This window comes from Scandinavium sp. (genome assembly GCF_036271055.1).
In the GTDB taxonomy this organism is placed as follows: Bacteria; Pseudomonadota; Gammaproteobacteria; order Enterobacterales; family Enterobacteriaceae; genus Scandinavium.
Map to the genome: position 1 here is coordinate 1 of NZ_DATBBJ010000059.1, position 24100 is coordinate 24100.

Annotated in this window: 18 protein-coding genes; 5 read left to right on the forward strand and 13 right to left on the reverse strand. The window is 54.5% G+C overall.

Annotated elements, in window-relative coordinates; all coding sequences use genetic code 11:
- Positions 1-183 precede the first annotated feature (183 nt).
- Both VH187_RS08095 and putP read right to left on the reverse strand, forming a co-directional pair.
- A complete protein-coding gene (locus VH187_RS08095) occupies positions 184-612 on the reverse strand; it encodes a DUF3574 domain-containing protein (protein WP_329700951.1) in 429 nt (142 codons plus the stop codon).
- A 108-nt stretch (positions 613-720) separates the two neighbouring features.
- Positions 721-2229, reverse strand: a complete 1509-nt coding sequence (putP, locus tag VH187_RS08100; protein ID WP_329700952.1) for a sodium/proline symporter PutP — start codon at positions 2227-2229, stop codon at positions 721-723.
- Between the two features lie 459 nt (positions 2230-2688).
- Between putP and putA the strand changes: the two genes are divergently transcribed.
- Both putA and VH187_RS08110 read left to right on the forward strand, forming a co-directional pair.
- Entirely contained in the window at positions 2689-6651 is a 3963-nt protein-coding gene (gene putA, locus VH187_RS08105; protein ID WP_329700953.1) for a trifunctional transcriptional regulator/proline dehydrogenase/L-glutamate gamma-semialdehyde dehydrogenase, read from the forward strand.
- Between the two features lie 53 nt (positions 6652-6704).
- The gene (locus tag VH187_RS08110) at positions 6705-7100 is read left to right on the forward strand and encodes a lysozyme inhibitor LprI family protein (RefSeq protein ID WP_329700954.1); all 396 of its coding nucleotides are present in this window, start codon (positions 6705-6707) and stop codon (positions 7098-7100) included.
- On the opposite strand, the gene rutR is transcribed toward VH187_RS08110, so the two are convergent.
- The 3 genes from rutR to VH187_RS08125 form a co-directional block, all read right to left on the reverse strand.
- Positions 7097-7735, reverse strand: coding sequence for an HTH-type transcriptional regulator RutR (rutR, locus tag VH187_RS08115; protein ID WP_329700955.1), 639 nt, complete (start codon positions 7733-7735; stop codon positions 7097-7099). The genes VH187_RS08110 and rutR overlap by 4 nt on opposite strands.
- Before the next feature lie 10 nt (positions 7736-7745).
- Entirely contained in the window at positions 7746-8678 is a 933-nt protein-coding gene (locus tag VH187_RS08120) for a DMT family transporter (protein WP_329700956.1), read from the reverse strand.
- A gap of 147 nt (positions 8679-8825) precedes the next feature.
- Complete coding sequence (locus VH187_RS08125; protein WP_097164821.1) at positions 8826-9002, reverse strand: con-10 family general stress protein; 177 nt, start codon at positions 9000-9002, stop codon at positions 8826-8828.
- 425 nt (positions 9003-9427) lie between these two features.
- On the opposite strand from VH187_RS08125, the gene wrbA reads away from it, so the two are divergent.
- Entirely contained in the window at positions 9428-10033 is a 606-nt protein-coding gene (gene wrbA / locus VH187_RS08130) for an NAD(P)H:quinone oxidoreductase (protein ID WP_329700957.1), read from the forward strand.
- 23 nt (positions 10034-10056) lie between these two features.
- Positions 10057-10284, forward strand: a complete 228-nt coding sequence (locus VH187_RS08135) for a YccJ family protein (RefSeq protein ID WP_329700958.1) — start codon at positions 10057-10059, stop codon at positions 10282-10284.
- Positions 10285-10321: 37 nt separating this feature from the next.
- Here VH187_RS08135 and agp read toward each other — a convergent pair whose 3' ends face one another.
- Positions 10322-11566 (reverse strand): bifunctional glucose-1-phosphatase/inositol phosphatase, encoded by a 1245-nt coding sequence (agp, locus tag VH187_RS08140; protein WP_329701335.1) that lies wholly within the window; start codon positions 11564-11566, stop codon positions 10322-10324.
- A 231-nt stretch (positions 11567-11797) separates the two neighbouring features.
- On the opposite strand from agp, the gene kch reads away from it, so the two are divergent.
- A complete protein-coding gene (kch, locus tag VH187_RS08145) occupies positions 11798-12976 on the forward strand; it encodes a voltage-gated potassium channel protein (RefSeq protein ID WP_329700959.1) in 1179 nt (392 codons plus the stop codon).
- 109 nt (positions 12977-13085) lie between these two features.
- Here the strand turns inward: kch and VH187_RS08150 are convergent, their stop codons facing one another.
- The 7 genes from VH187_RS08150 to ntrB all read right to left on the reverse strand — a co-directional run bounded on the left by VH187_RS08150 (position 13086) and on the right by ntrB (position 24098).
- Positions 13086-13532, reverse strand: coding sequence for a hypothetical protein (locus tag VH187_RS08150; RefSeq protein WP_329700960.1), 447 nt, complete (start codon positions 13530-13532; stop codon positions 13086-13088).
- Between the two features lie 186 nt (positions 13533-13718).
- The gene (locus VH187_RS08155) at positions 13719-14294 is read right to left on the reverse strand and encodes an OmpH/Skp family outer membrane protein (protein ID WP_329700961.1); all 576 of its coding nucleotides are present in this window, start codon (positions 14292-14294) and stop codon (positions 13719-13721) included.
- A 126-nt stretch (positions 14295-14420) separates the two neighbouring features.
- Positions 14421-15332: a LysR family transcriptional regulator gene (locus VH187_RS08160; protein WP_329700962.1), complete on the reverse strand. Its 912-nt coding sequence runs from the start codon at positions 15330-15332 to the stop codon at positions 14421-14423.
- 174 nt (positions 15333-15506) lie between these two features.
- On the reverse strand, positions 15507-18170 hold the full coding sequence (locus VH187_RS08165) for a nitrate reductase (protein ID WP_329700963.1): 2664 nt from the start codon (positions 18168-18170) through the stop codon (positions 15507-15509).
- Positions 18167-22366: a nitrite reductase large subunit NirB gene (gene nirB / locus VH187_RS08170; protein WP_329700964.1), complete on the reverse strand. Its 4200-nt coding sequence runs from the start codon at positions 22364-22366 to the stop codon at positions 18167-18169. Before nirB ends, VH187_RS08165 begins: the two co-directional genes overlap by 4 nt.
- A gap of 21 nt (positions 22367-22387) precedes the next feature.
- The gene (locus VH187_RS08175; RefSeq protein WP_329700965.1) at positions 22388-23185 is read right to left on the reverse strand and encodes an ABC transporter ATP-binding protein; all 798 of its coding nucleotides are present in this window, start codon (positions 23183-23185) and stop codon (positions 22388-22390) included.
- A gap of 1 nt (position 23186) precedes the next feature.
- Positions 23187-24098: a nitrate ABC transporter permease gene (ntrB, locus tag VH187_RS08180; protein WP_329700966.1), complete on the reverse strand. Its 912-nt coding sequence runs from the start codon at positions 24096-24098 to the stop codon at positions 23187-23189.
- Positions 24099-24100: the final 2 nt, after the last annotated feature.

Below are 24100 nucleotides of genomic sequence, written 5' to 3' on the forward strand. Positions count from 1 at the left end.
AACGGGAAGAGCGCGAAGCTGATAATCGGGGCAATGATGCGCAAACTGGCGCAGGTGGCGTACGGCGTCCTGAAATCAGGACAGCCGTTCGATGCCACTCTGCATATGGAAAATGCTTGCGTGGCATAACAGTATCTACAAAATCAAATCCGTATAACGGCGGGCATTCCCCGCCGTTTTTTATTAAAACTGAACGCACACCGGCTGATCGACCCGCATCACCGATTCCTGCGCAAAGCGGGATTTATACACGCCCCGCAATGCTTCAATATTGCTTTCGCTCTGCGTATCTTTGCCGTGGATCAGCATCAGCGCTTTGCTTTGCTCACGCGCGACTTTACCGTCGTTGCCGAGCCACTGCCCACGCGCATCAAATACCGTCAGGCCATCGCGAAAACGCGGGGTAACGTCGTTATCAACAAACTGCTGCCACTCCTGCGGCGTGATGTCTTTCCCCGCCGGACGACTTAAACCGAAATACAGGGTGGTCTGCTGCATCTGGTTATCGGCTTTGCAGCTTTGCGTGTCTGCGGTGGTTTTTTGCGATGTAGCTGTACAACCGCTCAGCGCGAACGCCAAAGCGATGGCGGCATACCCCATTTTTATATTCATTGCCTGCTATCCTCATTGTTTTTTTGCCGGAAGATATCAGCGCATTTTCAGGCGATTAGCAAGAAAAAAGCCCGCATAAGCGGGCTAGTGTTCATCAGACGATAAGGCTTATTCAACCTGCAAGCTGGACGGCGGCGCGGAGTGATAATGCGCATCCGCTTCGGCAAAGCGTTTCTGCATCGAAGCAGAAGGCGCTTTACCCAGCAGGCTGAACGCGACAATCCCGATACTGCCGAAAATGAAGCCTGGGATGATTTCATACAGACCCAGCCAGCCAAACTGTTTCCAGACGATAACGGTCACAGCACCGATAACCATGCCTGCCAGCGCGCCGTTGCGGGTCATGCGTGACCACAGCACCGAGAACAGCACCACTGGGCCAAACGCAGCACCGAAACCGGCCCACGCGTAGCTTACCAGTCCTAGCACACGGTTTTCCGGGTTCGAAGCCAGCGCAATCGCGACTAAGGCCACCACCAGCACCATGCAACGACCCACCCATACCAGCTCTTTCTGGCTCGCGCCTTTACGCAGGAAGGCTTTGTACAAGTCTTCGGTAATAGCGCTGGAGCACACCAGCAACTGGCAGCTCAGCGTAGACATCACAGCCGCCAGAATCGCCGACAGCAGAATGCCTGCTACCCACGGGTTAAACAGAATTTGCGCCAGTTCGATAAACACGCGCTCTGAGTTCTGATTCACCGCACCGGCCAGATCGGCGTGAGTATTGAAGAAAGCGATACCGAAGAAGCCCACCGCGACCGCACCCGCCAGACACAGGATCATCCAGGTCATGCCGATACGGCGCGCCTTAACGATGCTGTGATGGGAATCTGCCGCCATGAAACGCGCCAGAATGTGTGGCTGACCAAAGTAGCCCAGCCCCCAGCCCATCAGCGAGATAATCGCCACAAAGTTCAGCCCTTTGAGCATGTCGATGTTTTCAATGCTCTTTTGCTTGATGACTTCCAGCGAATCGCCAAAGCCGCCGACGGTGATAATCACAATCACCGGGGTCAGGATCAGGGCGAAAATCATTAGGCTCGCCTGCACGGTGTCGGTCCAGCTTACAGCCAGGAAGCCACCAATAAAGGTGTAGATAATGGTTGCAGCAGCACCCGCCCACAGTGCGGTTTCATAGCTCATGCCGAAAGTGCTTTCGAACAGACGCGCCCCCGCCACAATGCCGGATGCACAATAGATAGTGAAGAACAGCAGAATAACCAGCGCGGAAATAATACGCAGCACGCGGCTGTTATCCTCAAAACGGCCAGTGAAGTAATCCGGCAGAGTCAGTGCGTTATTGTTCACTTCGGTGTGCACACGCAGACGCCCGGCCACCAGTTTCCAGTTAATCCATGCCCCGACGCACAGGCCGATAGCAATCCAGCTTTCAGAGATACCGGAAATAAAAATGGCGCCCGGCAGCCCCATCAGCAGCCAGCCGCTCATGTCGGATGCGCCCGCTGACAGCGCGGTCACGAATGGCCCAAGGCTGCGACCACCCAAAATATAGTCGTCAAAGTTTTTGGTGTTTCGCCAGGCAATAAACCCAATCAGGATCATCCCCAGGATGTAAATACAAAACGTCACCATCATCGGTGTGCTGATAGCCATCAATAATTCTCCATAAATTCCCCGTCCTGTTTCGAGCCGCAGGTGCGTGAGCTCCGCTCGAATTATTTCGGGGTAAAACGCTTTTTTATCCCTGATTCCGGAACGTAGAACCAGATTAATTGTTACGGGCGGAGCGTATCCTGCCGTAAGCGGAATTTATTCACAAACGATTTAACACTGCATTTACAGATAAAACATCCCATCAACACGATCAATTTCTTATAGGTTGCACTCGCTCACGCTTTAGTCGGTTGCACCTTTAAAAAATGTTAAGCGCCGCATGAAACTGGCACATTCAGCATATTTCTCGCGTCTTTTTTGCGGTTACGTCCTTTTAACAAGCCATTGCTTTTTCTGATTGCTGGCGAGGTCACACTTAACACGGTTGCACAAAGTTGCAACATGGTAGATATTTCTGTGCAACTAAAGTAGCAGTAACAGAACAACAGGAGTTCCTGCATGGGCAGCACAACCATGGGCGTAAAACTTGACGACGCCACGCGCGAACGCATTAAAAGCGCAGCGACCCGCATTGACCGTACGCCGCACTGGCTGATTAAACAGGCCATTTTCAATTATCTGGAAAAACTGGAAAACGACGAAGCGTTGCCAGAATTGCCTGCCCTGCTTTCCGGCGCGGCGAATGAAAGCGATGAAGGCGTTATTCAGGCTGAAGAGTCGCACCAGCCGTTCCTCGATTTTGCCGAGCAGATCCTGCCGCAGTCGGTCAGCCGTTCGGCGATCACCGCCGCCTGGCGCCGTGCCGAAACCGACGCCGTGCCAATGCTGCTGGAACAAGCGCGTCTGCCGCAAAATATCGCTGAGCAGGCACACAAACTGGCGTATCAACTGGCGGAAAAACTGCGTAATCAGAAGACCGCCAGCGGTCGCGCGGGCATGGTACAGAGTCTGTTGCAGGAGTTTTCCCTCTCTTCGCAGGAAGGCGTGGCGCTGATGTGCCTGGCGGAAGCGCTGCTGCGTATTCCGGACAAAGCCACTCGCGATGCGCTGATCCGCGACAAAATCAGCAACGGTAACTGGCAGTCGCACATTGGCCGCAGCCCGTCACTGTTCGTTAACGCCGCCACCTGGGGCCTGCTGTTCACCGGTAAACTGGTATCAACGCACAACGAAACCAGCCTGTCGCGTTCCCTGAACCGTATTATCGGCAAGAGCGGTGAACCCTTGATCCGCAAAGGCGTGGACATGGCGATGCGCCTGATGGGCGAGCAGTTCGTCACTGGCGAAACCATCTCTGAAGCGCTGGCAAACGCCCGTAAGCATGAAGATAAAGGGTTCCGCTACTCCTACGACATGCTCGGCGAAGCAGCGCTGACCGCCGCCGATGCACAGGCGTACATGGTTTCTTACCAGCAGGCGATCCACTCGATTGGTAAAGCCTCGAACGGGCGCGGCATTTATGAAGGCCCGGGGATTTCGATCAAACTGTCGGCGCTGCATCCGCGCTACAGCCGCGCGCAGTACGACCGCGTGATGGACGAATTGTATCCGCGACTGAAATCGCTGACGTTGTTAGCGCGCCAGTACGACATTGGCATCAACATCGACGCAGAAGAAGCCGATCGTCTGGAAATCTCCCTCGATCTGCTGGAAAAACTGTGCTTCGAGCCAGAGCTCGCCGGCTGGAACGGCATCGGTTTTGTCATTCAGGCTTATATGAAGCGCTGTCCGTTTGTGATCGATTACCTGACCGACCTCGCCAGCCGTAGCCGTCGTCGTCTGATGATCCGTCTGGTAAAAGGCGCGTATTGGGACAGCGAAATCAAACGCGCGCAGACCGAAGGGCTCGAGGGCTATCCGGTTTATACCCGCAAGGTTTATACCGATGTGTCTTACCTCGCCTGTGCGAAAAAACTGCTGGCCGTGCCGAATCTGATTTATCCGCAGTTCGCTACGCACAACGCCCACACTTTAGCGGCCATTTATCAACTGGCAGGTCAGAACTACTATCCGGGCCAGTATGAATTCCAGTGCCTGCACGGCATGGGTGAACCGCTGTATGAACAAGTGGTGGGCAAAATTGCCGACGGTAAACTGAACCGCCCGTGCCGTATTTATGCGCCGGTCGGCACCCATGAAACGCTGCTGGCGTATCTGGTGCGTCGTCTGCTGGAAAACGGGGCCAACACCTCCTTCGTTAACCGTATCGCGGACAGCACATTGCCGCTGGATGAACTGGTTGCCGATCCGGTCACCGCCGTTGAAAAACTGGCACAGCAGGAAGGGCTGGTCGGGCTGCCGCATCCGAAGATCCCACTGCCGCGCGCACTGTACGGTGAAGGCCGTGACAACTCGTCCGGGCTGGATCTCGCTAACGAACACCGCCTGGCGTCGCTCTCCTCTTCCCTGCTCAACAGCGCACTGCAAAAGTGGCGCGCATTGCCAATGCTGGAAAACGCGGTTGAAGATGGCGATATGCAGCCAGTGATTAACCCGGCTGAGCCAAAAGATATTGTCGGCTATACGCGTGATGCATCAGAGCGTGAAGTGGAGCAAGCGCTGACCAGCGCGGTCAACAGTGCGCCAATCTGGTTCGCGACACCGCCGCAGGAACGTGCCGCCATCCTCGAACGCGCCGCCATTTTGATGGAAGGCCAGATGCAGCAACTGATGGGGATTCTGGTGCGCGAAGCCGGAAAAACCTTCAGCAACGCCATTGCCGAAGTGCGTGAAGCGGTCGATTTCCTGCATTACTACGCCGGACAAGTCCGTGATGATTTCGACAACGAAACCCATCGCCCACTCGGCCCGGTGGTCTGTATCAGCCCGTGGAACTTCCCGCTGGCTATCTTTACCGGACAAATTGCCGCCGCCCTTGCCGCAGGCAACAGCGTGCTGGCAAAACCGGCAGAGCAAACGCCGTTAATCGCCGCGCAAGGTATTGCCATTCTGCTGGAAGCCGGTGTGCCGCCTGGCGTGGTGCAACTGCTGCCGGGTCGCGGTGAAACCGTTGGTGCGCAACTGACCTCCGATAACCGTGTGCGTGGCGTGATGTTTACCGGTTCAACCGAAGTGGCGACGCTGCTGCAACGCAATATCGCCAGCCGCCTCGATCCGCAGGGCCGTCCGACACCGCTTATCGCCGAAACGGGCGGAATGAACGCGATGATCGTCGACTCTTCCGCGCTGACCGAACAGGTTGTCGTTGACGTGCTGGCATCCGCTTTCGACAGCGCCGGGCAACGCTGCTCCGCCCTGCGCGTGCTTTGTTTGCAAGATGACATTGCCGACCACACGCTGACGATGCTGAAAGGTGCGATGGCAGAGTGCCGTATGGGCAACCCTGGTCGTATGTCTACGGACATCGGTCCGGTGATCGATGCCGAAGCCAAAGGCAATATTGAGCGTCATATTCAAACGCTGCGCGCCAAAGGTCGTGCGGTGTTCCAGGCCGCGCGTGAAAACAGCGATGACCGCCGCGAGTGGGCCAGCGGCACCTTCGTGCCACCGACGCTTATAGAGCTTGAAAGTTTTGATGAGCTGCAAAAAGAAGTGTTCGGCCCGGTACTGCACGTCGTGCGCTACAACCGCAACGAACTGGAAAGTCTGGTCGAGCAAATCAACGCTTCCGGCTACGGTCTGACGCTCGGCGTTCATACCCGTATCGACGAAACCATCGCTAAAGTGACCGGCAGCGCGAACGTTGGCAACCTGTACGTGAACCGCAATATGGTTGGCGCAGTGGTTGGCGTGCAGCCGTTTGGTGGCGAAGGGTTGTCCGGAACCGGTCCGAAAGCCGGTGGCCCGATGTATCTGTATCGCCTGCTTTGCAGCCGTCCAGACGATGCGCTGTTGACTACGCTGAACCGTCAGGATGCGGAACGACCTGTAGATGCACAGATGAAAACGCTGCTGGAACAACCGCTGGTTGCGCTGAATGAATGGGCTTCCAACCGCCCCGCATTGCAAACGCTGTGCCGCCGTTATGGCGAGCTGGCTCAGGCCGGAACGCAGCGTCTGCTTCCGGGGCCAACTGGCGAGCGCAACACCTGGACGCTGATGCCACGCGAACGCGTGTTGTGTCTGGCCGATAACGAAGAAGACGCGCTGACGCAGCTCACAGCCGTTACAGCGGTCGGGAGCGAAGTGTTGTGGCCGGATGAAACGCTGCATCACACCCTCGCAAAACAGTTGCCGAAAGCCGTCAGCGACCGTATTCGCTTCGCTAAGTGTGAACAGATTGCAGGAGAAGATTTCGACGCGGTGATTTACCACGGTGATTCCGATCAGTTGCGCGAGCTTTGCCAGCAGGTGGCAGCCCGCGACGGCGCGATTATCTCGGTGCAAGGCTTCGCCCGAGGTGAAACCAATCTGTTGCTGGAACGGTTGTACGTTGAACGTTCGCTGAGCGTGAACACCGCCGCAGCGGGAGGCAACGCCAGCCTGATGACAATCGGCTAAGGCTGTGGTAATTAAGGCTCCGGAAACGGGGCCTTTTTTATTTGGAGAACATCATGAAATTGAGCATTCTTGCCGCGATGACGCTGCTCGTCAGCGCTAACGCATTGGCAGATGACTGTGGCAACGCCAGCAATCAGATGGAAATGAATACCTGCGCTGCGAAGCAGTTGAAAGAGGCTGATACGAAGCTGAATGAGACTTACGGCACGGCCATGAAACGCGCGCCGGAAGCGACGAAAACACTGCTAAAAACCGCCCAGCAAAAATGGATCGCCCTGCGGGATGCCGATTGCGCGCTGATCAGTTCCGGTACAGAAGGCGGCAGCATTCAACCGATGATCAACAGCCAGTGCCTGACGGACAAAACCGTGGAACGCACCGCGTGGCTTGAATCGCTACTTAATTGCGAAGAAGGCGACCTGAGCTGCCCGTTACCGCCCGCGCGTTAACGCAGACGGATCCCTTCGATAATCATCCGCTGCACGTTCTCCACCGTTTGCTGGAAGAACGTTTCATCGCGCAGCGTTTTGCCGGTCACCGCCTCCACCTGCGTGGAAAAATCCGCGTAATGTTGCGTGGCGGCCCAAATCATGAAGATCAGATGATGCGGGTCAATGGGCGCGAGTTTGCCCTCTTCCACCCAGCCTGAAATAATCGCCGATTTTTCTGCAACCAGCGGTTTTAAATCCCCCGTCAGTTCAGCCATCAACAATGGCGCACCCTGCAACATTTCCAGGCAGAACAACCGCGACGCTTCGGGATAATCACGTGATACCTCAAGCTTGAGGCGAATGTATTCCCCAATCGCCACCAACGGGGTGAATTCCTCACGAAACGCACGCAGTGGCGCGAGCCAGATATCGAGGATGTTGCGCATCACCGCCACATACAGCGCTTCTTTCGACGGGTAGTAATAAAGCAGATTGGTTTTCGACACGCCAGCCAGTTCCGCTACCTGCTCCAGTCGCGTGCCGTGAATGCCGTAATGTGAAAATGTATTTAACGCCGCCGTCAAAATCGCTTCTTTTTTGGCGCTCACCGCCAGGCTGCGCTTACCCGTTTTTTTCCCTGGAGTCTGTGTCATCCGCCTCTCCTTATTCCTGCGCCGTGCATTTATTTTCTGACTCTTCTACCGTCAATGGGAGGACTTTTTTCTTTTTAAATTTCAATTCGCTGACTAATACGCCCGCCACAATAAACGCCGCGCCGAGTAATGCCAGCATTGGTAATTTTTCCCCGGCCATACGACCAAAAATGCCCGCCCAAACGGGTTCACCGGTATAAATGACGGTCGCTCGGGTGGGCGACACGCTGCGCTGCGCCCAGTTCATCACCACCTGAATGATGGCGCTGAAAATCCCCAGCCCCAGCGCGACCACCAGCAAACCGGGTGAGAACGACGGCACCGATTCCCCGGCGGGGATCATCATGGTGAAGGCCACCAGCGATGCCGTTGCTAACTGCACAACCGTCACCCGGCGCACATCAACTTTTCCGGCCCAGGCGCTGATCAGGATAATTTCGGCGGCAATTGCCAGGGCGCCCACTAGCGTAATTAACTCACCCGCGCCCAGTGCCAACACATTGCCATCTGGCCCGGCGAGTAAAATAAGGCCGATAAACGCTAACGCAATCCCGACGCAGGACATCAACCCCGGTATTCGTCCCAGGCACAGCCACTGTAATAGCGGCACCAACGGCACGTACATGGCGGTAATAAAGGCTGATTTGCTGCTGGAAATGGACTGCAATCCCCACGTTTGCAAGCTGTAGCCGAAAGCGATAGCAATACCGATCGCCACACCCGCTTTCAGTTCCAGCAACGTTAAGCCACGCAGTGAACGCAACGACAACAGCCCGACCGCTATCGCCGCTGTGGCAAAACGCAGGCCGACAAAAAAGAACGGATCGCTGAGCGTGACGGCATATTGTACGGCGAGAAACGTGCCGCCCCAGAACATGGTGATGACGATCAGGAGCGCTTCCTGAGGCTTGACAGAAAATTGATAGCGAGAAAGAAAGGACATAGCACCGCCGGGATGACATTCAGCCCATCAGTGTGCAGATTCCGGCTAGTGCCTGCAACTGCCAGAAACAAAAAAACCGCCGGGAAGGCCCGGCGGCGGGGTATGGTGATGTGGCTGCTTTCGTCACATCTTTACTGCGACAGCCCACTAGCTATTACGATTACTGCCGTGGCTGTTTTTACCCCCTTTTTTGCCCGCTTCAGAGGCGCGTTGAGGATCGTTTTTAAAGTTCCCCCCGCTGTGCTGGCCACCTTTACGACCTGCTTCTGATGCTCTTTCGCGGTCTTCGGCAAAATTCCCCGAACCGCCACGATGGTTTGCCATTACGGACCTCCCGTTGTTCAGACATCATATTGCATTACGTGAATACGGATACTTCTACGCTACGACGCGGGCCAGAGCCCTGTTTTGCATCGCGTGGAACTAAGCTTAGTGGAAGCGGCTTAATCCTCCAGCGAACGGTAATATTCTGCAACATGCGCCAGGCCGAAAGCATGATCTTGCCGCTGCGTGGTCCATAAGCGCTTCTTATCGCTTACGAAATAACCAGCGAGGAAAGTGTGTCATTTTGCTACAGAGAACACGCTTAAACATATCTCGCTAATCAATTGAATAATAATGAATTTATGCACACTCACTTCCAGCAAATTTTATGAAGATCCTCGCATAAAGTTGACCAGACGGGGTATGTGACCAACACTTTCAGGAGTATCTTGGGTAAACACAGTGTCAAAACGGAGAGTAACGCTATGAGTGGAAAGGCTAAAATTCTGGTTCTCTACTATTCCATGTACGGACACATCGAAACGATGGCTAAAGCCGTGGAAGAAGGCGCAAATCAGGTCGAGGGCGTGGAAGTTACCGTCAAACGCGTGCCGGAAACCATGTCAGCTGAGGTGTTCGCCAAAGCCGGGGGCAAAACCCATACCGCCCCGGTCGCCACGCCGCAGGAGCTGGCAGATTACGATGCGATTATCTTCGGCACCCCGACCCGTTTCGGCAATATGGCCGGACAGATGCGTACCTTCCTCGATCAAACCGGCGGCCTGTGGGCATCCGGCGCACTGTACGGCAAACTCGCCAGCGTCTTTAGTTCCACCGGAACCGGTGGCGGTCAGGAACAAACCATTACCTCAACCTGGACGACCCTTGCCCATCACGGCATGATTATTGTGCCTATCGGTTATGCGGCCCAGGAACTGTTTGATGTGTCCCAGGTACGCGGCGGCACGCCTTATGGCGCGACCACGATTGCCGGTGGCGATGGCTCTCGCCAACCCAGCCAGGAAGAGTTGTCGATTGCCCGCTATCAAGGGCAGCACGTCGCCAATCTTGCCGTGAAATTCAAAGCCTAATTTCAGTCAGAAGGAGGCGTAATATGCCAACTCAGGAATCCAAAGCGCATCACGTCGGCGAATGGGCCAGCTTGCGTAATACCTCACCGGAAATTGCGGAGGCCATTTTTGAAGTCGCGAAATACGACGAAAAACTGGCTGAGAAAATATGGGAAGAGGGCAACGATGAAGTGCTGTCGCTGGCCTTTGGCAAAACCGATAAAGATTCGCTGTTTTGGGGCGAACAAACTATCGAACGTAAAAACGTCTGAGAATCTCTCCCCCGCTCTGCGCGGGGGAGCCTGCCTGCTATTGCTTCACTGCGTTATTCAACACCGCATTAAATTTATCCACCGGACAGAAACCGTCGGCATCTACCGGACAGCCTTTCAGTTCAAGTGTCACGCGCTGTGGCGGGGCTTTGAGCGTCAACACATCCGCGTTACGCAACTGTTCCGTACTCTGGTACACATATTCGATTTTCATCAATTCACGATTGCCGGACGTGTCATGCCAGCGCTGGAACACAATTTTGCCGCCAATCGGCGTGCGTTCGTATTGGTCATGCAGTTGATACGGCTTGAAATCCAGCGCCATCAGCAACGAGGCAATATTGGAGTCGTGCCCCACCAGCAGCGTGACTTTTGGCGCTTTCGCCGCGTCGGTCACCAGCGCCTTATCGATGTATTTTACCAGCGGAGCCGCTACGTTTCGCGCCACGTCCGGCGAGGTAAACAGGCTGTCCTGATAACCATTTTTCAGTTCGGACAACACACGCCACTGCTGATCTGTTTTGATTTCCCCCCACGCAACCTGGTCGAGCGGGAAGCCTTGGTAATATTGCAACGTAAACGCATCCACCAGTGAGTTACCGACTTTCAACGGCCCGGAAACGCCCGGTTCTTTTTCAAACGGTGCGCTGAACGTATCTTTTGCATCGATGAGTGAGCACGCCTGTTTCTCTTTGCAGGACGGCGAATCTTTGTAGTCGACGATTTGCTCCAGCAGTTTATAGCTGTCGTCGAGTTTCATTTTCTGCCGCTCTTCGTCCATCGCCTTCACCGCCTTCTCACTGAACGCAGCGGAGGAGTCAGTGACCACCGGGTTGAAGGTCGGGTCCATGGTGCCCATTTTGTCCTGGTGATGAACTGGCACATCACAGCCCGGAAACGCGCCCGTGATGAAGAACTGCGCCGTCGCGACGGTACGCTGCAAACTGTTGGCATAAGCATAAACGGTATTTGGCGGCGGGCACTCACCAGTCGTCACCATCCCCTGCTCTGCCAGCCATTCACGCATGTAATGGCCCATGTAGACTTCCAGCACGCCGCCTTTGGTGGTGAGCTGCCCGCCCGGGACATCCCATTCCGGCCATTTATTCGGCGTAGATTGCTCAAGCACGCTGCCATTATTGGCGAGCGGTGCGCGCAGATTATGCCGACTCATGATCAACACCTGTTGAAGCTGATAGCCCTGAGGCGTTGTTTCTGCCTGCGCGCCAAAACCTGCCGTCAGCGTGCCGATAATCACTGCGGCCAATAGACTTTTTCTCATCACTCACCCTCATGCGTTCATAAAGTAAATTGAGTGTGACAGAATTATGACAATTAACCGGGAAGCGGACCGCAAACGGGGAATTTTTCTCTCTTCCCGTTCAGGCATTTCTCATGAATTCAGAAGTTACTTGTGCATTCCAGCATTTCGGTCTTGTTGTAAAGAGCGGTAGTATGGGTTCGACCGGAACGTGCAGTTTCGTCAATCAACGCCCCGACGAAAATGGAATTTATGAAAACATTCGCCAGCAAAATCACCACGATTAAATCTGTATTCAGGCCGCATCGCGTTCTCGGCATGCTCACCCTGTTGATCGGCAGTATCTTCCTCAAGCCGCTCCTGCTGAATATTTACCATTTCATCCCACAGGCGAGAGGCGCATTTACCGACTGGAAGGACTTAATCACAACATTTGGCCTGCTGACGCTGCCCAAAGTCGTGCTTGGGATTGCGATAGTATTGATGAGTATTGGCCTCTTTTTGCGCGCTCGCGTTGCCTGGTCATTCTCACTGATTTTGCTTATCGCCGTCGCGCTGTTCGATCTTCTTCTTCCGACGGGCAGCCATCATATTGGCTATCTGTCGTTGTTGGATTGCCTGTGTTTGCTGTGGTTCTGGCGTGAATTCAGCCAGTCGAGCCTCGCTGCAGGTACGCTGTTTGCGCTGATAAGCTTTGCCTCACTGCTGACTTACGCGCTGAGCGGCTCGTTGTATCTGGGGGATGAGTTCCATCCAGCGATTGATGAGCTTTCCACGGCGCTTTATTTCTCGACGGTGAGTATGTCGACTGTCGGTTTCGGCGATATTGTGCCGGTGACGGCATCGGCACGACTGTTTACCGTTTCGATCATTATTCTCGGCATTACCGTTTTCGCCACGTCCATCAGCGCCATTATTGGCCCGATGATAGGCGGTAATCTCAAACGATTGATTAAAGGAAGAATTTCACACGCCATGCGAAAGAACCATATGATTATTATCGGCGCGACACCGCTGGCGCTGAGTGTTTATAACGGACTGACCGAGCGGGATGAAACCGTTACCGTGATTGTGCCGCCAGGTATCGCCCATGAATATCCGCCAGAAGCTGACGTGTTGATTGAGGATCCCTCTTCCGATAAAACCCTGCGTGACGCAGGGGCTGACAAAGCGCGTTATATTTTGGTGCTGCGCAATGATGATTCCGATAACGCGTTTATCGTGCTGGCAGCGAAAGAAGTCGTGAGTGCAGACACCAAAATCCTGGCGCTGGTCAATTCGGATAAAAATTTGAGCAAGATTAAACGCGTGCAGCCAGACATCGTCTTCTCTCTGCAAACCCTGGCCAGTGAAATGCTGCTGCGTAAGCTAAGTGGCGAAAATATGGATACCGGTAATCTGATGGATCTGCTGTTCCAGGATGGGCATTAACGATTTTGTGCTGAAGACCGCAAACCATTACACGATAAAACGGTTTAAGCCAAAACGTAAAAAGCCCGCAATACATGCGGGCTTCTTTATTGATAGCGATGTGTAACGATTAGTTAGAGACGCTATTTTTCAGGTCTTCCGCACCGGACTTGGTTTTATCCCAAGCCTTGCTGCTGCCCTCTTTGGTGGCATCCCACGCTTTCGCGCTGCCGTCTTTGGTTTTGTCCCATGCTTTCTGGCTACCTTCTTTGGTGCCATTCCAGGCTTTTTCAGAGCCTTGCTTGGTTTTATCCCAGGCTTTTTCGCTACCTTCTTTAGTTTGATTCCATGCTTTCTGACCGTCCTGCTTCATTTTATCGGTCGCAGAACCATCACTTTTCGCTTTATCCATCTGTTCCTGAGTGCGGTGCTCAGTTTGATGCAGTTTTTCTTTAGCTGTGTCAGCCCCCGCGTGGGCGGCCTGAACGGTGTCATCTGTAGCATGCTGAATTTCGCCCTGTGCCATTGCACCCGAGGCGATAAAGAGAAGGGACATTGCGATAGCTGTCTTTTTCATTTGATATTCCTTTTTAATAGTGTCCGGCTATTACTCTATTTTTCAGGGACAAATGAAACAAGGCGATAAATCCTAATTGCACGGAGTAAGTAAATAGACGAGTTTTCACTCCCCCCTCACTCATGCAGCTCAAATTAATGGCATAAAAAAACGGGCAAATATGCCCGTTTTTAGTTCTGTTCTCAATCAACCTTTTTTCGGTTGAGACTTTTCGTCCTGCGCTGCATTATCGTTTTGCGTGGCAGGCTGCTTAACATCTTTAGTAGTAATCTCTGGCAAGCGGCCATAATCAATATGAGAGTCGGCCAATTGACCAATAATTTGCTTAGTAATATCGCTTTCTTTATTCGCCGAAAGCACCTGATCCGCAGTCAGGACCATATCAATTTTATTTTTTTGACGATATGCCTCTACCGCATCTCTGATTGCTTTGATGCTGACAAATCTTGCGTGCTGCTGCTCTGCCTGCCACTGGCGGTTAATAATCACCGCATCGGCTCTCCGGCTTTCTTCCTGCTGAGCGACCGGCATCTCTTTATACTGTGTTTCAGCGGCTTTGCTGGCACTCAGGAGGCGCTCTTTTACTTTCTGATTATGTTCGGTTTCTTGCTTTCCGAGGACCGAGTCTTTCAACACGGTAGACATATCAACATAAGCGATTTTTTGCTGAGCTGTTCCTGCCTGGTCGCAAGCGGTCAGACTCAGTGCAATCAAACCAGACAGGGTGATTGTATGAAAGATTCGTTTTGAATTGATAAACATAACTATTCCTTAAATAGGGCCTCGTCTCGGAGATCCCTTTCCTTTTTGAAGTTCACTTTGAACCTGATCATCGCGGGTAATCGCCGTATCTTATGCGCCCCGAATCCACTCACATTCTCCCATGAATCAAGATGAGGATTCAATATCAAAGACCCTGTCAAATAGCGCCACCAGCTTTTTCATACTTTCGTTGCCTGACATCGCGCGGTGATAATGGAGGTAACATTCGTAGCGCATATCGATCTCCTCAGGCGGTTTGAACCAGTTCACCGCCATGATTGAAGCCAGTTTCCGCCCGACAACCTCTGGAATCAGCACCATAACATCGCTCAGCATGCATACTGTGACCAGGTTGAGAGAGCTGCTGGACGTAAAGGCGATGTCCCTGTCATTTGCGAGCTCATTAAATTTATGCGTATCAGAAAAATCATCATTGATAAAATGCATTCCACGCAGCCACGCCACATGCTTGTTTGCTCGCCAGTCTTCTAACGTGACTTTGTCTGTGACTGTCGGATGATTTTTACGGACCAGCACACCCGCATTGCCTGCATAGAAACGAAGCTGTGTTATCGAACTATCCACAGGCAGTCGTGTTCCAATATCCAGGTCCACTTCACGGTTTCGCAATTTAATAAGTCGTTGGTGATCATTAGATTTTTGCCGGTTGAAGATAAGCTCAGGATATTGGCTCTCCTCATTAAGGACTGCAAGCGAAAGCAAAAGCTCCACCAACGTGTAGGCGCTAACGACCATCGGCCTGTGATTTGCAGGCCCCTCTTCACTACGTGAAAGCTCCTGAGAAATACTGAGGTAACGCGCGCTCAATTCCCTGGCAATGGTATCCGGTGCCATCCCTGTTTGGGTGCGGATGAACAATATAGATCCTGTCTCTTTACGAGCTTTATTAATGAGGTAGCTAATCGCGCCCGGAGTGACATTGAGGATATTAGCCGCTTTAGTGACACTGCCAGCCTCACAAAGAACGTGAATTGCTCGTAGAACTTTTAGATCCAGATTGCCTGCCATATTATCCATTACATCTATTTCACCGGATAATAACTATAACATAACGATGCTTACTGGATTATCAGGCCTTTTATATCATTTTAAATAAATTAAAAAGGGCTAAACAGCTTGAAAACGGTTGTCTCAATTTGTTATTTATGCGTTTTCAAAGTGAAGGCCACTCAATGTGGATAACGATATGCGTTAGCGCGCTCCCGTGGCCTGCAGGCTAATCCGATCAGCAATTATATTTTTAAGTTCAGGAATGCAGGATCCGCAATTAGTGCCACATTTCAGCTTCATACCGAGCTGCTGCACGTTGTGGCATCCCTGACCGATAGCCTCAACAATCTGCGCTTCGCCCACAGAAAAGCAGCTACAAATCATGGCACCGGTTGGCGTGGCATCTTGTCTGACAACCCCTGCCAGTAATGCCAACCGCTGTTGGGCCGTGGTCGGCGGGTTGATGAAGGCCGACAACACCGCCTGCCTTTCTGGCTGCTGAGGGCTGCGGCTGGCGTAGAATGCCAGCCGCAGTTCCCCCTGCGCCCACACCAACAGATTAAATCCATCGTCGCCCAAACGGGCGCTTTGGCAGATATTGCCGTCTATCGCGTACTGTTCCTTTAGCCAGGCCAGCCAGTCATCGGGCCGCGAGGAGTCGGCTAGCGTAAAATGCGCGACGTCCGGTTGAGTGATGAGACTCCAGTACGCGACAGCAGGCGGCGCAAAATTGTCTCCCCGGATAAACAGTTCGGCGTACCATGCGGCTTTCCATTTTTTCAGACTGACCGGCATATGCTTGCTTTCCGGCTGCCCGGAGAGAGGGTCCGTCTCCGAGGCGATCAGCGCGTCAACGCGGGCCTGCTGACTGAACCGACTGTTCCAGTGAATAGGCACGAAAACGCTACCGCGTGGCTGAAGGCGGTCGGGTTGTGCCCGTAACAACAGCCAGCCATGAGAAGAGGCAACGCGGACGACGTCACCTGCCTCAATATCCGGCGCGTCGTCGGGATGAAACTGACAATAGGGTTCGCTGATGTGCTGCATCAAGCGCGCGGATTTCCCGGTGCGCGTCATGGTATGCCACTGATCCCGCACCCGGCCCGTGTTCATCACCAGCGGATACGCGCTTGTGGGCTGAGTGGCAGGCAATCGAGGCGCGATCGCGATCAGCCGCGCCTTGCCGTCGGCATGATAGAAAATACGGTCCGTAAACAGGCGAGCGGTACCCTGCGGGTTTGCCGCGTTCACCGGCCACTGAATGGGCTGCAAAGCGTCCCACTGTTCGTTGGAAAGATGTGCCAGACCGCTGATATCAAACGCCCGCGAACCGGAATTTTCAAAACCAGAAAGCGCCGCATGCTCGCGGAAGATTTCTGCCGGATGCTGCCAGCCGAACGCCTCGCCAAACCCTAAGCGTTTTGCGACCTGGCTGAGTATCCACCAGTCGGGTTTAGCTTCGCCTAGTGCAGGTAAAAATGCGCGCTGACGGGAAATACAGCGTTCGGAATTTGTCACCGTCCCATTTTTCTCCCCCCAACCTAGCGCGGGTAGCAGAATATGCGCCATACGAGTGGTATCAGTCTCCCGCAGAATATCGGACACAATAACCAGCGGACAGCGCGCCAGACCGGCTCGCACGCGATCGGCATCAGGCAAAGACACTAATGGATTGGTGCCCATGATCCAGACGGCTTTTATCTCTCCGTTTTCGATGGCACGGAACAGATCCACCGCGTTGAGGCCAGCGGTTTGCGCGACGGTTTTACTGTTCCAGAATCGCCCGACGCGTTCAATGTCCGTGGGCGTGAATCCCATATGGCAGGCCAGTTGGTTCGCCAGCCCACCGACTTCACGCCCACCCATCGCATTAGGCTGGCCCGTTATGGAGAATGGCCCGCAGCCTGCTCGCCCAATCTGGCCGGTTGCCAGATGCAGGTTGATGATAGCGTTGCATTTGTCCACGCCTGAAGTGGATTGATTGATCCCCATCGAATACAACGTGACCAGCCGTTGGCTGTTAGCAATCAGCTGATAAAACGCCTCTAGTTCCGGCAATGAAAGTCCACAGTAGTCTGCCGTTTTGTCGGGCGTCCAGCTCCTCGCTGCCTGCAACGTTTCGTCAGCGCCCTGAGTGTGATGTTGCAGGAAATCCGCGTCGAGCTTTCCGCTCTCTGCCATGGCATGCAACGCACCACAGAACAGCGCCGCATCACTGCCCGGGCGCAAGGCCAGATGCAAATCAGCGAGATCACAGGTGGCCGTCTTACGTGGGTCGATAACCACGATCCGCATATCTGGCCGATCCGCTTTGGCTTTTACCAGCCGTTGATACACCACCGGATGCGCCCAGGCGGTATTCGATCCCACCAGAATGACGCAATCGGCCTGTTCCAGATCTTCATAATTACAGGGAACGGCATCGGCACCGAACGCTCGCTTGTAACCTGCCACAGCGGAAGCCATGCACAGCCGCGAGTTTGTATCCATATTGCCTGCGCCAATAAAGCCCTTCATTAGCTTGTTCGCGACATAATAATCTTCTGTCAGCAATTGCCCCGAACCATAGAACGCAACGGCCTGTGGCCCGTGCTCGGCAATTACCGCCTGTATTCCCTCAGCAACAGCATCCAGTGCCTGTGACCAACTCACGGGTTGATGATCAATTTCCGGCTGGAGCAAACGTCCCTCTAACCCCAGCGTTTCACCTAACGCGCTGCCTTTCACACACAACCGTCCATTGTTTGCCGGATGTGTCGGGCTGCCGTTAGCAACAAAACCGTCAGCCTGCGACTGCATAGTGACGCCACACCCTACGCCGCAATAGGCGCAGGTGGTTTCAACCGCCGGGATTTTTTTTTTCATAGGCTGAGCGTCTCAATGATTTTGGCGGGTGCGATACCCAGCGCATGCGCCTGAACCCAGACCCGGCCCTCTTCCACTTTCACCTTCCAGGTCCGTAGGGCTAACGACGAATTTTCCAGACTGTGCCCATCCTGTAAGCGAAAACGCTGTTTGTAGAGCGGTGAAATCACCACCGGTTCGCCTTGTACATCGCCCACCAGCCCACGCGCCAACACGTTGGCATCGCTTTCCGGTTCATGGTTGCTCAGCGCAAAAACCTGCTGCGGATGACCTGGCAAATAGAACAGCGCAATCTGCTGGTTCATCAGCCGTGCTGCCATACCTGCATTTGCCGGAATAGCGCTCAGCTCGCACACATCCACCCAGCCCTGGACTGTTTCTTCTGCTTGTTCCACAGCGTGCGCGGGCATTGTGTCACGTTCCTTACGCGTCGCGGGCCGCAACTGATCTCGCTCGGAGACCATGACCACCCCTTCGTCCGGTTCATGACTGTTAACAAACGGTTTGAACAGCGCCAGGCGGTCCGGGGATGCCAGCGTGGTTTGCCATTCACATTGGTAGGTCTCCACCACCGCGCGCATTTCACGGTCGAGTTCATCGCCGATATGCAGGCTATCTTCCAGCACCACCTGGCGCAGATAATCCAGGCCGCCCTCGAGATTATTCATCCAGGTGCTGGTGCGTTGCAGTCGGTCTGCCGTGCGGATGTAGAACATCAGGAAACGGTCAACGGTACGGATTAAATCGTCGGTGCTCATGTCCTGCGCCAGCAAATCTGCATGGCGTGGTTTCATGCCCCCGTTACCGCAGACGTACAGATTCCAGCCCTTGTCGGTGGCAATGACCCCCACATCTTTACTTTGGGCTTCGGCACACTCGCGGGTGCAGCCGGAAACCGCCATTTTGATTTTGTGCGGTGAACGCAACCCTTTGTAACGGTGCTCAAGTTGCAGCGCCAGTGAGGTGGAATCCTGTACGCCGTAGCGACACCAGCTTGACCCCACACAGGATTTCACCGTGCGTAAGGATTTGCCATACGCATGACCGGTTTCAAAACCGGCCTCCACCAGCTGCTGCCAAATTTCCGGTAGCTGTTCCAGGCGCGCGCCGAACAAATCGATACGCTGTCCTCCGGTTATTTTGGTGTAGAGTCGGTAGCGTTTCGCCACTTCGCCGATGGCGATGAGCCCTTCCGGGGTTATCTCGCCCGCCGGAACGCGCGGCACGACGGAATAGGTGCCGTCTTTCTGGATGTTGGCAAAATAACGGTCGTTGGTGTCCTGCAGTGGTAAATGTTGTGGTTTCAGCAAGTAGTCATTCCAGCACGACGCCAGTACAGAGCCGACCAACGGTTTGCAGATTTCACACCCGCTCCCCTGACCGTGCTTTTCAATCAGTTCTCCGAAGGTGCGAATATTGCCCACGCGTACTAAGTGATAAATCTCCTGGCGTGACCAGGCGAAATGCTCACAGATGTCTTTTTTCACCTCGACACCCATTTCGGATAGCGCAAATTCCATTACCTGTTTGGTCAATGCCGCGCAGCCCCCGCAGCCGGTGGCGGCTTTGGTGCAGGTTTTTATCGCCGCCATGTCGAGGCAATTATTGTTCACGGCCTCACAGATATCGCCTTTGCTGACGTTGTGACAGGAGCAAATTTGCGCGCTATCCGGCAGAGCAGCAATGCCCAGCGTCTGAGGCTCGGCCCCTGCGCTGGCGGGCAAAATCAGCGTTTCCGGATGAGCGGGCAGCGGCATGTCGTTGAGCATCATCTGCAACAGGGTGCTGTATTCACTGCTATCACCCACCAACACGGCGCCCAGCAGGCGTTTACTGTCCTGCGAAACCACGATTTTTTTGTACACTTCCGCCGGGCCGTCGACCCAGCTATAGCTTTGACTTCCCGGCGTGGTGCCATGCGCATCACCGACAGACGCCACTTCCACGCCCAGCAGTTTCAGTTTGGTGCTCATGTCCGCGCCTTTAAACGCCACTTCACTGCCAGCCAGCGTGTCTGCCAGCGTGCGGGCCATCTGATAACCGGGTGCCACCAACCCGAAAATCTGCCCGTTCCACAGCGCGCATTCGCCAATCGCGTAGATAGCCGGATCGGAGGTGCTGCACTGGTCGTTGATCACAATGCCTCCGCGCGGCCCGACTTCCAGTCCACACTCCCGGGCCAGTTGATCGCGTGGGCGGATACCTGCCGAGAACAACACCAGGTCAGTTTCAAGATGGCTGCCATCTGCAAACGTCATACGGTACTGGCTGGTTTCGCCCGTAACGATGGCCTGAGTCGCTTTGCCGGTATGAACCTGAACGTCCAGTGCTTCAATTTTACGACGCAGCATTTGCGCGCCGCCTTCATCGAGCTGAACGCCCATCAACCGGGGCGCAAATTCCACCACATGCGTTTCCAGCCCCAGTTGTTTCAACGCGTTGGCGGCTTCCAGCCCGAGCAAACCGCCCCCGACCACCACACCAGTTTTCCCGCTATCCGCACAGGCCTGAATAGCGGCGAGATCGTCCAGCGTGCGATACACCAGACAACCCGGTGCATCATTCCCCGGAATGGGAGGCACAAAAGGGTAAGATCCTGTCGCCAGCACCAGCAAATCGTAGGCCGTCTGCCGTCCCTGATGATCGACCACATAGCGATGTTGGGTATCAATGTGCCCGATGCTGTGTCCGAGACGCAGCTCAATGCCGGTCGATTCAAAGAATCCCTCTTCCACCATCGAGAGCGATTCCGCACTTCGGCCGGAAAAGTATTCCGATAAATGTACGCGGTCATACGCGGGTGATTTTTCTTCGGCGAACACAATCACCTGGTATTGCAGGTGCAGTTCGCGCTCAACCAGCTGTTGTAAAAAATGGTGGCCCACCATGCCGTGTCCGGCCATGACCAATACGGGTTTCGACATTGCATGACTCCTCATTACCTCTACGGGTAACGGTTCAGATTTAACGGGCGGAAAAGCAGAGATATCCGGCTCAACGCCGGGACTAAAGACGCTCAGTCGCGCCTGCTGAAGAGCGGGATGGCTGATACGTGCGAGATAATCGGGTCCATCGCTGATGTCTCCCCACAGCAACACGCCTTGCAATTGGTTGTCGCGAAGGTGCAGACGGCGGTAATGCCCCTCAAACGGGTCATACGTGCTGTGAATATGCGCCTCATCTTCGGTGAGCAATTCCCCCGCGCAGAACAAATCAATGCCGGTGACTTTGAGGCGCAGCGGCACATTTTGAACGTCGAACGGCAGCGTTTCCCGCTCATCTGCCAGCCATGATGCCAGCACGTCTGCCTGCTGCCAGCACGGGGCCACCAGCCCAAACGTCAGGTCACCGAGCTGACAACATTCGCCGAGCGCCGAAATATGCGGGTCAGAAGTTTGCAGATAAGCATTCACCAGAATGCCGCGATCACACGCCAGACCAGCCGCCTGCGCCAATGCAATTTCCGGACGAACGCCGACGGCGACAACAATGCGCTCTGCGGCGATTTCGCGTCCATCACACAGCGTCACCGCACAAACACAATCCTTGTCACTAGCGGCGAATGACACGATCTCTGCCTGTAAAATGAGGGTGATGCCGCGCGATGTCAGTCTGTCGCGAAGCAGCGCCCCGGCCTGTTCATCAAGCTGTTTCTCCATCAAATAATCGCCACGGTGGAGCAGGCTCACCGTCATCCCTCGCAGAGCCAGCGCGGCTGCGGCCTCTACGCCCAACACCCCGCCGCCAATCACCGCGATTGGTTGCCCGGCATAAGTTTCACGAAGAATATTTTCCACATCTTTCTGCGTGCGGAACCCATGAACACCTGGCAACGCCATACCCGGCAAAGACGGTAGAAAAGGTTGCGATCCAGTGGCAATCGCCAGATGGTCATAATGGAAACACTGCCCGCCGACAGTAACGCTGCGAGCTTGACGATCAATTGCCGTCACAGGGTTGCCCGCCATCAACGTGATGTGGTGGTCGGCATACCACTGCGCATCGTGCGTGACTATCTGATCAAATGCTTTTTCACCGCTGAGGACGGGCGTGAGCAGAATACGGTTGTACGCACCGTGCTTTTCATCACCGATTACCACAATGCGATAGCGTTCGGGCGCAAGCTCGCACAGCCGTTCCACCAGCCGTATGCCTGCCATGCCATTACCGATAACGATCAGCGTCGGTTTTGCCATTACGCTTCTCCCCCGCCTGAATCAGGCCACGGCCTTGTGTTTTTCATAAAGGAAATGCAGCACCTGCTGGCGGTACTGGTGGAACCGGGGATCGTTTGCCAGCGCCAGACGATGACGCGGTCTTGGCAGCTCAACGTGCATCACTTCGCCGACTTTCGCGGCGGGACCGTTGGTCATCATCATTACGCGATCGGACAGCAGCACCGCTTCGTCTACATCGTGGGTGATGAGCAAAATGGTGGTTTTGAGGCGCGCCTGAATGTCCATCACGGCATCCTGCAAATGTGCGCGCGTTAATGCATCCAGTGCACCAAAAGGCTCATCCATCAGCAGAACTTTCGGTTTCATCGCCAGCGCACGGGCAATGCCGACCCGCTGTTTCATGCCGCCGGAAATGGCACCCGGACGTTTGTCAGCTGCGTGCTCCATGTGCACCAGTTCGAGGTTGTGCAAAATCCAGTCGTGCATTTCGCTTTTACTCATCTGGTCTTTGAAGACCTGGTGAACCGCCAGTGCGACATTCTCAAAGGCGGTTAACCACGGCAGCAGAGAATGGTTCTGGAACACCACGCCACGCTCCGGGCCCGGACCGGTAATTTCTGTGTTATCGCACAGCAACACGCCGTCCGTTGGGCGACTCAATCCGGCAATCAGATTCAGCAAGGTCGATTTCCCGCAGCCGGAGTGACCGATCAAGCTCACCGTTTCGCCTTCGGCGATATCAAAACTGACGTTGTCGAGCGCCAGAAACGAAGTTTTCGCCGTCGGGAAACGCTGACTGACGTTCTGCACGCTGATAATGGCTTTTTCTTTTTTCATCTCAGGCTCCTGGACGGCTGTCGTAACTGAGTCGGCGAGCAATGGCCATCAGCCCTTGCTCCAGTAACATCCCCACGACGCCAATCAACAGGATGGCGATGATGATGTTTTCCACGTTGAGGTTGTTCCATTCGTTCCAGATCCAGAACCCGATCCCCACGCCACCGGTCAGCATTTCGGCGGCGACGATCACCAGCCATGCGATGCCTATCGACAGACGCACCCCGGTCAGGATGTACGGCAGCACGGCGGGCAAGAGGATTTTGCGCATCACGGTGAATTCACTGAGTTTCAAAACGTGCGCCACGTTGAGATAGTCCTGCGGAATACGCATCACGCCTTCTGCGGTGTTGAGGATCATTGGCCAGATTGAGCAGATGAAAATGGTCCAGGCCGAGGCGGGCTCTGCACGCTGAAACAGCAGCAGGCCAATGGGCAGCCATGCCAGCGGGCTGACAGGACGCAGCAGCGAGATGATGGGGTTGAACATGCTTGCGATAAAACGGAAGCGACCAATCAGGAAACCCGCCGGGATACCGATTAGCGCCGCCAGCCCGAAGCCGATAGCAACGCGCTGGAGCGAGGCCAGTACGTTCCAGCCAATCCCCATGTCATTTGGCCCGGCGACGTAAAACGGGTCAGCAAAAATGACCTTCGCTGCCTCCCAGGTTTTCTCAGGGGTCGGGAAGCCTTTGCTGGTAATGGCGGCAATCTGCCAGAACGCGAGCAGGACAAACGCCCCGAGAATAGCGGGGATCATTTTTTGCACGACACGGCGTGAAACCGCACGAAACCGGGCGAAGGAAGATCCGCGGGTGTTAACAGGAGCCGGCGTTTTAAGCGTGACAACCTCGGCACTGACCGACGTGGGCTCGGTCAGCGTGACAATATTAGTTTTCAAATTCGTAGACATCT